The organism is Oerskovia sp. NPDC056781, from assembly GCF_042789955.1.
Lineage (GTDB): Bacteria > Actinomycetota > Actinomycetes > Actinomycetales > Cellulomonadaceae > Oerskovia > Oerskovia rustica.
This window is the reverse complement of record NZ_JBHUAD010000116.1, coordinates 1-12,587: the sequence shown is the minus strand read 5'-3', so window position 1 is coordinate 12,587 and position 12,587 is coordinate 1. Positions and strand designations below refer to the sequence as shown.

The 12,587-nt window shown below is 72.6% G+C and carries 10 protein-coding genes; 6 read left to right on the top strand and 4 right to left on the bottom strand.

The features are described 5' to 3' along the window. Positions 1–42: 42 nt before the first annotated feature. From ACFRCR_RS11400 to gatC, 4 genes are read right to left on the bottom strand one after another with little or no spacing between them, the layout of a single operon-like run. Complete coding sequence (locus tag ACFRCR_RS11400) at positions 43–615, bottom strand: GNAT family N-acetyltransferase (protein WP_377677627.1); 573 nt, start codon at positions 613–615, stop codon at positions 43–45. Positions 616–644: 29 nt separating this feature from the next. Next, positions 645–2,153, bottom strand: coding sequence for an Asp-tRNA(Asn)/Glu-tRNA(Gln) amidotransferase subunit GatB (gene gatB, locus ACFRCR_RS11395; protein WP_377677626.1), 1,509 nt, complete (start codon positions 2,151–2,153; stop codon positions 645–647). After that, on the bottom strand, positions 2,150–3,667 hold the full coding sequence (gene gatA, locus ACFRCR_RS11390; RefSeq protein WP_377677624.1) for an Asp-tRNA(Asn)/Glu-tRNA(Gln) amidotransferase subunit GatA: 1,518 nt from the start codon (positions 3,665–3,667) through the stop codon (positions 2,150–2,152). Before gatA ends, gatB begins: the two co-directional genes overlap by 4 nt. Further along, entirely contained in the window at positions 3,667–3,963 is a 297-nt protein-coding gene (gatC, locus tag ACFRCR_RS11385) for an Asp-tRNA(Asn)/Glu-tRNA(Gln) amidotransferase subunit GatC (RefSeq protein ID WP_030152198.1), read from the bottom strand. Before gatC ends, gatA begins: the two co-directional genes overlap by 1 nt. Before the next feature lie 716 nt (positions 3,964–4,679). Between gatC and ACFRCR_RS11380 the strand changes: the two genes are divergently transcribed. Genes ACFRCR_RS11380 through ACFRCR_RS11355 form a run of 6 tightly spaced genes read left to right on the top strand, consistent with a single transcriptional unit; the run spans position 4,680 to position 12,333 of the window. Then, entirely contained in the window at positions 4,680–6,086 is a 1,407-nt protein-coding gene (locus ACFRCR_RS11380) for an ABC transporter substrate-binding protein (RefSeq protein WP_377677623.1), read from the top strand. Beyond that, on the top strand, positions 6,083–7,246 hold the full coding sequence (locus tag ACFRCR_RS11375; RefSeq protein WP_377677622.1) for an ABC transporter permease: 1,164 nt from the start codon (positions 6,083–6,085) through the stop codon (positions 7,244–7,246). The genes ACFRCR_RS11380 and ACFRCR_RS11375 overlap by 4 nt, the downstream gene beginning before the upstream one ends. Then, on the top strand, positions 7,240–8,190 hold the full coding sequence (locus ACFRCR_RS11370) for an ABC transporter ATP-binding protein (RefSeq protein WP_377677620.1): 951 nt from the start codon (positions 7,240–7,242) through the stop codon (positions 8,188–8,190). The genes ACFRCR_RS11375 and ACFRCR_RS11370 overlap by 7 nt, the downstream gene beginning before the upstream one ends. Then, the gene (locus tag ACFRCR_RS11365; RefSeq protein WP_377677618.1) at positions 8,187–9,677 is read left to right on the top strand and encodes a PLP-dependent cysteine synthase family protein; all 1,491 of its coding nucleotides are present in this window, start codon (positions 8,187–8,189) and stop codon (positions 9,675–9,677) included. The genes ACFRCR_RS11370 and ACFRCR_RS11365 overlap by 4 nt, the downstream gene beginning before the upstream one ends. Further along, the gene (locus ACFRCR_RS11360) at positions 9,674–10,546 is read left to right on the top strand and encodes a YcnI family protein (protein ID WP_377677617.1); all 873 of its coding nucleotides are present in this window, start codon (positions 9,674–9,676) and stop codon (positions 10,544–10,546) included. Before ACFRCR_RS11365 ends, ACFRCR_RS11360 begins: the two co-directional genes overlap by 4 nt. Further along, positions 10,543–12,333 (top strand): copper resistance protein CopC, encoded by a 1,791-nt coding sequence (locus tag ACFRCR_RS11355; RefSeq protein WP_377677615.1) that lies wholly within the window; start codon positions 10,543–10,545, stop codon positions 12,331–12,333. Before ACFRCR_RS11360 ends, ACFRCR_RS11355 begins: the two co-directional genes overlap by 4 nt. Positions 12,334–12,587: the final 254 nt, after the last annotated feature.

Genomic DNA, 12,587 nt, shown 5'->3' with positions numbered 1-12,587 from the left:
CCCGAAGGTCACGCCCGTCCTGACAGGCGGTGAGGAGGTTCCTCAGAGCCCCGCGCGGAACTCGTCCTCGAGGATGCTCATCACGACCGCGTCCGCCCAGCCGTCGCCGTCCCGGAACGCGTCCCGGAGGCGGCCCTCCTCGCGGAAGCCCAACGACTCGTAGAGCATGCGCGCCCGCGGGTTGATGCTGAGGACGTCGAGGCTCACCCGGTGCAGGTGGGGCCCCTCGGGGTGGTCGAACGCGAAGCGCAGCACCTCGAAGATGGCCTCGCGCCCGTAGCCGCGCCCACGGTAGTTCGTGAGCAGGACCAGGCGCAGGTTGGCCGAGAGCGCGTGCTCGTCGATGTCGTTGAGGACGATCTCGCCGATCATCTCGTCGCTCACGAGCTGGCCGTCCCGCCTGGCCGGCGAGGTGATGGCCCAGTCGTAGCGGCCCTCACGGTCGCTGACCGTCGCGGCCCACTCGTCGATCTGCTCGCGCGTGAACTCCGCCGTCGTGCCCGTGAGCCGGTTCGACTCCGGGTCCTGGACGGACTCCCACATGCGTTCGGCGTCGCGAGCCTCGACGGGCCGCAGCCGCATCATCTCGCCGACGAGCTCCGGTCCGCGCGTCACGCGACCACCTCCGTCGTCCGGGTCACGGATCAGCCGATCCGCTCGATGACCAGCTCGCGGACGCGACCGGCGTCGGCCTGGCCCTTGGTGGCCTTCATGACCGCACCGATGATCGCACCGATCGGCCCCATGTTGCCCGAGCGCACCTTCTCGACGATGTCGGGCTGCGCCGCGAGGGCTGCGTCGATCGCGGTGAGGAGAGCGCCGTCGTCCGACACGACCTCCAGGCCGCGAGCGACCACGACGGCCTCGGGGTCCCCCTCGCCGGCGAGGACGCCTTCGAGGACCTGGCGGGCCAGCTTGTCGTTGATCCGCCCCGAGTCCACGAGGGCCTGGAGCTGGGCGATCTGCGTCGGAGTGACCGCGATCTCCGCGAGCTCGGTCTCGCTCGTCTTGGCGTACCGGGCGAGCTCGCCCATCCACCACTTGCGCGCTGCCGCGGGGCTCGCGCCGGCCGCGACGGTCGCCTCGATGAGGTCGAGCGCACCCGCGTTGCCGACGTCGCGCATCTCGGCGTCGGCGTAGCCCCACTCGCCCTGGAGGCGGTTGCGGCGAGCCACGGGAAGCTCGGGCAGCGTGGCACGGATCTGCTCGACCCAGTCACGGCTCGGCGCGACGGGCACCAGGTCCGGCTCCGGGAAGTAGCGGTAGTCCTCGGCGTCGGACTTCACGCGACCGGCGGTCGTGATCGACGTGTCCTCGTGCCAGTGACGCGTCTCCTGGACGACCGTGCCGCCCTCGTCGAGGACCGCGGCCTGGCGGGAGACCTCGTAGCGGACGGCGCGCTCGATCGAGCGGAACGAGTTCACGTTCTTGGTCTCGGTGCGCGTGCCCAGAGGGGACTCGGGAGTCGCGCGCAGCGACAGGTTCACGTCCGCGCGGACGTTGCCGCGCTCCATGCGCGCCTCCGACACGTCGAGCGCACGGAAGATGTCCCGCAGCGTCTGGACGTACGCACGAGCGACCTCCGGGGCGCGCTCGCCCGCGCCCGTGATGGGACGCGTCACGATCTCCACGAGCGGGATGCCCGCACGGTTGTAGTCGACCAGCGAGTACTCGGCGCCGTGGATGCGACCGGTGGAACCACCCACGTGGGTGTTCTTGCCGGCGTCCTCCTCCATGTGCGCGCGCTCGATGTCGACACGGAAGATCGTGCCGTCCTCGAGCTCGACGTCCAGGTAGCCGTCGAACGCGATGGGCTCGTCGTACTGCGACGTCTGGAAGTTCTTCGGCACGTCCGGGTAGAAGTAGTTCTTCCGGGCGAAGCGGCACGACTCGGCGATCTGGCAGTTGAGCGCGAGCCCGATCTTGATCGCGTACTCGACGGCCTTGCCGTTGACCACGGGCAGCGCACCGGGCAGGCCGAGGCTCACCGGGGTCACCTGCGTGTTGGGCTCGCCGCCGAACTCGACCTCGGCCGCGCAGAACATCTTCGTCCTGGTGCCGAGCTCGACGTGCACCTCGATCCCGATGACCGGGTCGTAGCGGCGGACGGCCTCGTCGTAGTCGACCAGGTCCACGGTTGCGTGTGCGCTCATCGCGCGACCTCCAGCTCCGGGGCCTTGGCCAGCAGCGGCCCGCCCCACGTGTTCTCCAGGGCGGCCTCGAGGGCGGCACCCACGCGGTACAGACGGTCGTCGGCCTTGGCCGGCGCGAGGATCTGGAAGCCGACGGGCAGGCCGTCGTCCGAGAGACCGTTCGGCAACGACATGCCGGGGACGCCCGCGAGGTTCGCGGGGATCGTCGCGACGTCGTTGAGGTACATCGCGAGCGGGTCGTCGAGCTTCTCGCCGAACTTGAAGGCCGTGGTGGGGGCCGTCGGGGAGACCAGGACGTCCGCCTGCGCGAACGCCGCGTCGAAGTCGCGCTGGATGAGCGTGCGGACCTTCTGCGCGCTGCCGTAGTAGGCGTCGTAGTAGCCCGCCGACAGGGCGTAGGTACCCAGGATGATGCGGCGCTTGACCTCGTCCCCGAAGCCCTGGCCGCGGGTCGCGGACATGACGCGCTCCGCGGTGACCGGGCCGTCCTCGGGCTCGACGCGCAGGCCGAAGCGCATGCCGTCGAACTTGGCGAGGTTGCTCGACGCCTCGCTGGGCATGATCAGGTAGTAGGCGCCGAGCGCGTACTTGAAGTGCGGGCACGAGACCTCGATGATCTCGGCGCCGAGCGAGCGCAGCAGGTCGAGCGACTCTGCGAAGCGCGCGCTCACGCCCTCCTGGTAGCCCTCGCCCGAGAGCTCGGAGACGACGCCGACCCGCAGGCCGCGCAGGTCGCCGATCGCCCCCTGGCGGGCCGCGTCGACGAGGAGCGGGAGGTCCTCGTTGATCGAGGTCGAGTCGCGGGGGTCGTGGCCGCCGATGAGCTCGTGCAGGAGCGCCGAGTCGAGGACGGTGCGCGTGACGGGGCCCGCCTGGTCGAGCGAGGACGCCATGGCGATGAGACCGTAGCGGGAGACGCCGCCGTAGGTGGGCTTGACGCCGACCGTGCCGGTCACGGCGCCGGGCTGACGGATCGAGCCGCCCGTGTCGGTGCCGATCGCGAGGGGGGCCTCGTACGCGGCGACGGCCGCGGCCGAGCCGCCGCCCGAGCCGCCGGGGATGCGGTCGAGGTCCCAGGGGTTGTGGGTGTTCCCGTACGCCGAGTGCTCGGTCGAGGAGCCCATGGCGAACTCGTCCATGTTGGTCTTGCCGAGGATCGGCAGGCCCGCGGCACGGATGCGCTCGACGAGCGTCGCGTCGTACGGGGGGATCCAGCCGTCGAGGATCTTGGAGCCCGCCGTCGTCGGGAGACCCTTGGTCACCACGACGTCCTTGACGGCGATCGGCACGCCGGCGAGCGGGTGCAGGTCCTCGCCCGCGGCGCGGCGCGAGTCGATGTCACGAGCGGTGGCGAGGGCGTCCTCGGTGCTCACGTGCAGGAACGCGTGGACCGCGGGGTCGACGTCGCCGATGCGGTCGAGGTGCGCCTGCGTCGCCTCGACGCTACTCACCTCGCCCGAGACCAGGTGCGCGGCGAGGTCCGCGGCGCTCAGCCGCGTCAGGTCGTTGCTCATCATTCCTCCCCGAGGATCTGCGGGACGCTGAAGCGTCCGTCTTCGCTGGCCGGTGCTGCGGCGAGGACGTCCTCGACAGGCAGGGGCGGCACGGGGACGTCGTCACGGAAGACGTTGGTCAGCGGCAGCGGGTGGCTCGTGGCGGGGACGTCAGGAGTGGCGACCTCGCTCACCTGGGCGATCGCATCGACGATGACGTCGAGCTCGCCGGCGAGGCGGTCGAGCTCCTCGGGCCGGAGGTCGATGCGGGCCAGCACGGCGACGCGCGCGACCTCATCACGGGAGATGGTGGACATGCCCGTCAGTCTAGTGCCCGACGACGGCGCTCACCGGGGCGTCCCGGCCCCCCGCGCGGCGGGTCTCGCGGGTCGGGTCCGCAGCTCGTGACGGCGGGGCTCGAGGCGGTCGGGCGCGTCCCTCGCGGCCGTCCGCTCGCACGTGAACGACCCGCCGGCCGTCGAGAGCGGACCGCTGTGCGGAACGACCGCGGGAACTCCTTGCGGAACCGACCTGTCGCCCCTACTCTCTGCGCCATGTCGGCCACGACCACACCTCACGACCGGGCGCAGAGCCCGGTCCACGCCCCCCGCGCTGCGACGTCGGCCGTGGGCGCGCCCTGTTGTCGCGGCTGACCGCGAGCGCCTCGCTCTCGTGCACCTGGCTCTCGTGCACATGGCTCCCGTGCACCTGACCTGACGCGTTCCCGCGACCGCGGGACCGCGTCGCACCGGCGGGCGACGTCGGGCGTCCTCGACACCGGTCCGGGACGACCCTTGCCACGGCGTGCACCCGCCCGCCACGGCCCTTGCCGTCGCCTCCGCTGCGGGCACGACGACGAGCACGGTCATGCCGGTGGCTGCCTCGTCCCTGTTCCTCCTCACCTTCCGCTGAGCGTCGCCTTCCGCTGCTCGCTCCCGAGCGGCAGGTCCCGAGCACCGCACGCTCTCCCGTTCTGCTCTCCGTCCTGACGCGCTCCGTGCACGTCCTCGACCACCTTTCCGAGAGGCATCCCATGACCGAAAGCACCTCCCCCGACCAGCCAGGTACGCCCGGCGACTCGTCCTCGACGAGCCGACAGGCTCCCGACGGCCCGGTTCCTGCGTCGCCCGCTCCCGAACCGGCCACGGGCGAGCCGCTGGGCGACAGCGCGACACAGGCTCCGCCGTCAGGCCCCGTGGACCCGCGCAGCGAAGCACCGGGCGACGACGGCGCCGCGCCCGACGAGCGAGGCGGCCCCGGCGCCCCCGGCACCGACGACACGGACAGCACCGACCTCCCCGCCGGACAGCCGCAACCGGGCCCGCCCGCCGAGCCCTACGACCCCTCGCTCCACGACGACGCGACCGACGGCCCGCTGATCTCCCGACGGCACCTGCTCGTCGGGGGCGTGGCCGTCGGCGCGCTGCTCCTGGGCGGCGGGGGCGGCTACCTCCTGGGGGCGTCCCGGTCTGCCGCGGTCTCCCCGGCCGGAGCGGTGGCCGGGGGCGCCTCGCCCTCGGTCGGCCCGACCCTCCTGACCACGAAGGTCCTGCGGATCGTCGAGGGGGGCGGCATCTGCGAGGCCCCGCTGTATGCCGCGCACCACCTCGGGATCTTCAAGGACTACGGCCTCAACGTCGAGGTCGTGCGCAGCGCGGCGGGCGAGGACACCAAGGACGGCATCTCGTCCGGGACCTACGCGGGCGGCCCGGGCATCTTCTTCAGCTGGCTCAAGCCCATCGAGCAGGGGCTCGACGTCAAGCTCACGACGGGACTGCACGAGGGCTGCCTGCGCCTCGTGGTGCTGAACGACTCGCCGTACGACGACGTGTCGCTGCTGCGCGGCAAGAGGATCGGGGTGTCCTCGATCGGGAACTCCGCGATGTCCTTCTTCTCGCTCGACCTGCTCGACGCGGGGATCAACCCCGACCCGGCGGCCGGCGAGGTCGAATGGGTCGTGTACGACAACGACATCCTGCCTCGGGCCCTGCAGGACGGTGAGATCCAGGCCGTCGCGGCCTCCGACCCCGTGGCGCTCCTGCCCACGCTCGGCGGCTACGCCCACGAGCTCGCGAACAACCAGCAGGGTCTGAACGCTCAGACCTACTGCTGCGCGACCGCGATCAACGGCGCCCTCGTCCGCGACGAGCCCGCGGCAGCCAAGGCACTCACCGAGGCGTGGGCCGAGGGCGCCCGGTACGTAGGTGCGAACATCGACGAGATCGCCCAGCTCGAGGTCGACAAGAAGCTCGTCGCGGCCGACGTCGAGACGGTCAGGTCGGTGCTCAAGACCTACGGCTTCAGCCCGTCGGCCGTGGGGCTGCGCAAGGAGATCGAACCGGGAATCGCGAAGTTCGCGAAGACCGGGTACCTGGACCAGGGCACCGACCCCAGGAAGCTCGCGGACCTCGTGTACGCCGACCTCGGGCTCACGTGGTGACGTCGCTGACGCGTGTCCCGGGCAAGCGCGCCCAAGGAACGCCTGCCCGCGGGAGCGCAGAGCGCCGAGGCAGGACACGCGGGCCCGAGGGCTGCGCCCAGGCCGGCGAGGGTGACCGAGGCGTCGCCGAGGGCGACGAGATTCCCGGCGGGGGTGACCGAACCCCTGCCCACGGTGACGGCACCACGCGCACAGCAACCTCACGCACGACGACGCTCCGGCGGGGACTGCTCGTCACGGCGTCGTGGCTCGTCGTGCTCGCCGTGACCTGGCTCGTCCCCGATGTCCCTGACCTCTCCCCGCTCGCCGGCCGGACGGCCTTCCTCGCGGTCCTGGGCGGGGTGGTCCTCGCGGTCTCCGTCTGGCTCGCGCTCGCGCTGAGCGTCCCGGGAGCCGCGGCCCGGCTCCTCCACTGGTCGTGGTGGTACGTCGCCGTCGCGGCGTGGTTCGTGATCTGGGAGGTCACGACGGCCAAGACCGGCTGGCTCCGTGCACCGCACTTCGCACCGCCGGAGACGCTCCTGTCCGACTTCTGGGAGGACCGCGGCCTGCTCTGGGGCAGCTTCTGGGCCTCGACGCGGCTGCTGCTCGTCGGTTTCGCGGTCGGTGCGGTCAGCGGGTTCTTCACGGGCCTCGCGATGGGCTGGAGCAGGGTGGCCAACTACTGGATCCATCCGGTGCTCCAGTCGATCGGGCCCGTGCCCGCGGGCACGCTGCTCCCCCTGGTCTTCGTCGTCATCCCGACGCCGCAGCTCGGCTCGATCTTCATGATCGCGTTCGGCGTCTGGTTCCCCATGGCGGTCCTGACCCGTGCGGGGATCGCCTCGGTCGCCCGCGGGTACTTCGACGTCGCGCAGACGCTCGGCGCGAAGGGCCGCTTCCTCGTGTGGCGGGTCGCGATCCCGGGAGCCCTGCCGAGCATCTTCACGGGTCTGTTCATGGGCCTCGGAGCCTCGCTCGGGGCGCTCGCACTCGCTGAGCTGCTCGGCGTCCGCAGCGGTCTCGGCTGGTACATCTCCTGGGTCAAGGGCTGGGCCGACTACCCGAAGATGTACGTCGCCATCCTCATCATGGTGCTGCTGTGCCGCACCCTGATCGTCCTGCTGTTCCGGGTCCGGAACAGCGTGCTGTCCTGGGAGAAGGATCTGGTCCGATGGTGAGTTCTGCGCAGCACGCCCCCGCCCACGCCCCGGCCCCTGCGACCGCCCGCAACGCAGCGCCCCGGCGGGGCGGGCACGTGCGGATCGAGGCGGTCAGCCATCACTTCGACCTCGCGGGTCGCCGCGAGCGCGGCTGGGCGAGCCGCGTCCTGGGTGCGGTGACAGGACGGGGCGCGGACCGCCGTCGGGCAGGACGGGACGTCGGCGAACCCGCACGCACGACCCTGCCCGTGCTCGACGACGTGAGCCTCGACATCGCCCCGTCCGACTTCGTCGCGCTCGTCGGCCCGTCCGGCTGCGGGAAGTCGACGCTTCTCCGCCTCCTCGCGGGGCTCGCGGACCCGGCCGCGGGGTCCGTGTCCGTCGACGGGGCGCCGATCGTGGGTCCTCACCCGAGCAGGGCACTGGTCTTCCAGGACCCGAACCTGTTCCCCTGGCGCACCGTCCGGCAGAACGCCGAGCTCGGCCCACAGGCACGCAACCGGTCCCGGCTCGACGCGGACCGGGTCGACTGGGCGCTCGACCTCGTCGGGCTCTCCGACTTCGCCGACGCACTGCCCGCGACGCTCTCGGGGGGCATGGCCCAGCGCGCGGCCCTGGCCCGTGGGCTCGTCAACCGGCCGCGGGTCTTCCTGCTCGACGAACCTCTGGGCAAGCTCGACGCGCTCACGCGCCTGACCATGCAGGAGGAGCTCCTGCGCCTGTGGCAGGCCGAGCGCTTCACCGCGCTCCTGGTCACGCACGACGTCGACGAGGCTCTGCGCCTCGCGAACCGCGTCGTCGTCCTCTCCGACCGGCCCGCACGGGTGCTGGCCGACCTGACCGTCCCGTTCGACCGACCCCGCGACCACGCGGCGCCCGAGTACCTGGCGCTTCGACGCGAGATCCTGCACCTGCTGGGTCAGGACACCGCAGCGGGGACCCTTCCTGGAGGAACCTCATGACCGCCTACGACTCCCTGCTCGACGCGGTCGGCGGCACGCCGATCGTCCGTCTGAACCGGCTGGGCGCGGATCTCGCGCCCACGATCTACGTCAAGCTCGAGTACCTCAACCCGGGCGGCTCGGTGAAGGACCGTGCCGCCCGCTGGATGGTGCTCGGCGCGATCCGCTCGGGCGCCCTCGCCCCCGGCGGGACCATCGTGGAGGGCACGTCGGGCAACACGGGCATCGGCCTCGCGCAGGCCGCGGCGCAGCTCGGGTACCCGCTCGTCGTCGTGCTGCCCGACAAGACGAGCCAGGAGAAGCTCGACACGCTCCGCGCCTACGGGGCGCGTGTCGTAGTCACGGCGTCGGGTCTCCCGCAGGAGCACCCCGAGTCGGTCAAGCGCATCGCCGAACGCCTCGTCGCGGAGATCCCGGGGGCCTGGCTCGCGGGGCAGTTCGTCAACCCCGACAACCCGCAGGCGCACCGCGAGTCCACCGGCCCCGAGATCTGGGCCGACACCGCGGGGCGCGTCACGCACCTCGTCACGGGGATCGGCACGGGCGGGACCATCACGGGCAACGGTACGTACCTGAAGGAGGTCAGCGGCGGCCGCGTGACCGTGGTCGGCGCCGATCCCGAGTCCTCGGTGTACTCGGGCGGCGACGGATCGGCCTTCCTCGTCGAAGCGACCGGCCGGTACCGGCACCCCGAGACGATCGACGACGCCTGGCCCGAGACCTTCGTGCCCGAGGTCGTCGACCGCTTCGAACGCATCGGCGATCGGGAGGCCATCCACGCGCTGCTGCGCCTCGCCCGTCTGGAGGGCATCCTCGTGGGCGGGTCGTCCGGACTGGTCCTCGCGGCAGCGCTGCGGACCGCACGCGACCTCGGACCCGGCGACGTGGTCGTCGCCCTCCTGCCCGACTCGGGCCGCGCCTACCTCTCCAAGTATCTGAGCGAGGACTGGGTGCGCCGGTTCGGGTTCGTGGACGAGGAGGTCGAGGGGCTGGGTCCGCGCCCGGCCGCGCCGATCGTCTGGGACGTCGTCGCGAACGCCCTCTCCGGCCCGACGGCGCCGTTCACCTTGAACGCCGACGTCCCCGTCGGGGTGGGTCGGGACGCGCTCGAGGCCGCGCGGGAGGCCGGTCGCCTCACCGACGAGTCCGCCGTGCCCGTGATCCTGCCACGAGCACGCCGCGACCACGATCCGTCGGTCGCCGAGATCCTCGGTGTCGTGGACCTCGCGAGCCTGCGCGCCGCTGCGGTCGGTGGCGCCGCGGGCGTCGTGGTCGGCGACCTCGCCGTGCGGGGGACGCCCGTCGTCGGCACGGGCGAGACCGTCGCCGACGCCCTGGGTCGGTGGGACGAGAGCGTCGCCGAGGGCCTCGTGCTGCGCGACGGTCGGGTCGTGGCGGTCGTGCGACGCGAGCTGCTCGCTGCCGCGGCTCCGGCTCCGGCTCCGGCTCCGACCACCGCCGACGGCCCCGCGCTGGTGACGGCATGAGGGCGTCAGTCGCGCGCTGGGTCGTCCGGGCGGGGGTCGTCGGCCTCCTCGCCACGGCTGCCTCGTGGGTGGCGTCGCCCGCCGGTGCGCACGCGACCGCCGTCGCCGAAAGTCCCGTACAGGGCGGATGGAGCATCCTCTCCGTCCGTGTCCCGACCGAGTCCGAGACCGCCTCGACGATCCGGGTCGAGGTCACGTTCCCGCTCGACACCCCGGTGCCGGCCGTACGGACCTCACCGCTCGTCGGCTGGACGGCCACGGTGACCGTCGAGGACCTCCCCCAGCCCCTCGCGAACCCGCACGGCGGGCAGTACACCCAAGCGGTGAGCCGCGTCGTGTGGGAGACGACCGACCCGCACGCCGCGATCGGACCCGGCGAGTACGGCGAGTTCGCCGTCCAGGCCGGCCCGCTGCCCGCCGTGACCGAGCTCGTGCTGCCGACGGTGCAGGGATACGACGACGGGACCGAGGCCCGGTGGATCGACCGGTCGGCCGACGGCACCGAGGCGGACCATCCGGTGCCGAGCATCGCGCTGTCCGGCCCGGTCGACGCGGCCGGCACGGTCGGCGCGGTCGGCGCGGTCGGCGCGGCGCACCACGCCGGCGCGGGACCCGAGGTGGGCGCCGCTGGTGACACCGCCTCCGGGCCCGGGACCGCAGTCGTGGCTCTCGCTGCCCTCGCAGCATCCCTGGCCGCTCTCGTCGCCGTGGCGCTCGTGTGGCGCAGGACGGGGGTGGGCACGACACCGTCGAGCAGCGGGCCTGTTCTCCCCGACGACGTACCCGGCCGCGACGGGCTCGGTGAGGACCCTGCGGTCAGGCCGCGGGCTCCCCGCACGCCAAGCACGATCGGGCTGCCCCCGCTGTGACCGCCCCGACCGTCCGCTCCGACCGCCGTGCGCGGCCGGGCCGGGCCGGCAGGCGGGGGCGCACAGGCGTGCTGCTCGTGCTCGTGGTCGGCATCGGGGCGTGGGCGCTCGCCGGGGCCCTTCCCGCGGCCGCGCACGCCGTCCTCGTCGACACCTCACCGCGGCAAGGGGCGACGTCCGAGTCCTCCCCCGACCAGGTCGTCCTCCGCTTCGACGAACCGGTGACGGTCCTGGACGGCTCCCTCGTCGTCTCAGACCTCCGCGGCGAACGGTGGGACCTCGAGACGGTCACCACGACCGATGGCGGGCACACCGTGAGCGTCGACCTCCCGCCCGACCTCCCCGACGGGCGGTATCTGGCCTCGTGGCGGCTGCTCTCCCTCGACACGCACGTGACCGGCGGCTCGATCGACTTCACGGTGGGGACGGGGCACGCCGTGCCGGGGGCGGACGTGTCCGGTCCCGGAACACCCCGTTCGACGTCCGAGACCTCGATCCTCGGCTCCCTGGCCCGTGGTCTCGTCGCCGTGGGGATGAGCCTGCTCGCCGGGGTCGCCCTGACCCTGCTCGTCGTCGGTCGCGGGCTCGCCGCCGGTCTGGCGACGAGCAGCGCGGCCCGGAGGCTCGAAGTGGCCGGTCTCGCGCTGCTCGTCGTCGGGACGGGGGCAGGGCTCACGTCGCAGGTCGCTGGACTCTCGGGCCCTGGGCCCACCTCTCTCCTGGATGCCCGGGCGTGGGCGGGCGTGCTCATGTCGAGCTGGCCGTGGCTCCTGGTCAGGACGGCGACGTTGCTGGGCTGGGCCGGGCTGTGGACCTGGCAGGCCCGAGCAGGTCGCGGCCCCCGCACCGGCCTCGACGGTCTCGGCGGTCTCGACGGTCTCGGCGGTCTCGACGGTCTCGACGGGACACGCTCGCACGAGCGGCTCGCGACCGTCGCACTCGCCGTGACGCTCGCCGCGAGCATCGCGGCAGGCGGCCATGCGGGGGCGGAGCCGGACCCCTGGCTGACCATCACGGTGACGACCGCCCACGTCCTGGCGGCCGGCATCTGGGTCGGAGGGCTCACGCTCCTCGTGACCCACCTACGAGGCCCCTGGCGCACCAGGCTGGTCGCGGCCCTCCCGGCCTGGTCGAGCCTTGCCCTGCTCACGGTCGGAGTCCTCGTCGCCACGGGCACGCTGCAGGCAGTCCGGGCCCTGGGCCCGCTCGCGGCCCTCTGGTCGACCGGCTACGGCCACGTTCTCCTGGCCAAGATCCTGGTCGTGATCGGGCTGCTCCTCCTGGCGAACACCGCACGCACCTCTGTGCGCGGGACGCGGCACGCGGGGAGTGTCCTGCGACTGCACAGGAGCGTCCTCGGCGAGACAGCACTCGTCGCGGTCGTGCTCGCGCTGAGCGCCGTGCTGGCTGCGTCGGCTCCGGGCCGTACGACGTACTCGCCCCCGTGGAGCGAGACCGTACAGCTGGGACCCGTGGTCGCGGCACTCTCGATCGAGGAGACGCGGAGCGGACCACAGGTGTTCAGGGTCGCTCTCCGCGGACCGCGAAGCACCGAGGTTCTGCCGGACTCGCTCGATCTCACCGTCATGAACCCTGAGCACGGGATCGGGCCTCTGCCGGTCGTGCTGCGTCGCGACTACGCCGCGGGCGCCGACGACGTGCCGACCACCGTGTACGTCTCCGAACCGACCGTCGTCCCCGCACCGGGTACCTGGGACATCGAGGTACTCGTCACGCTGGACGACGTGACGGCATACTCCGCGACGGTCGCGTACACGGCCTGGTGAGGGACGATGCCCGTACGCGGGTGGACAGCCCGGGCGCCCCGAAGACGCGAGAAGCCCCGTGACACGTGGTGGTGTGCGGGGCGGAGGTTGCGGTGGTTCTGGTCGTGGTGTCGCTCGTGGGCGGTGGATGTGGGGGTATGCCAAAGGCCCACCCCGTGTGGGGTGGGCCTTTGGTGAATGGTTGTCCGGCGGCGACCTACTCTCCCACCCCGTCTCCAGGGCAGTACCATCGGCGCTGAGAGGCTTAGCTTCCG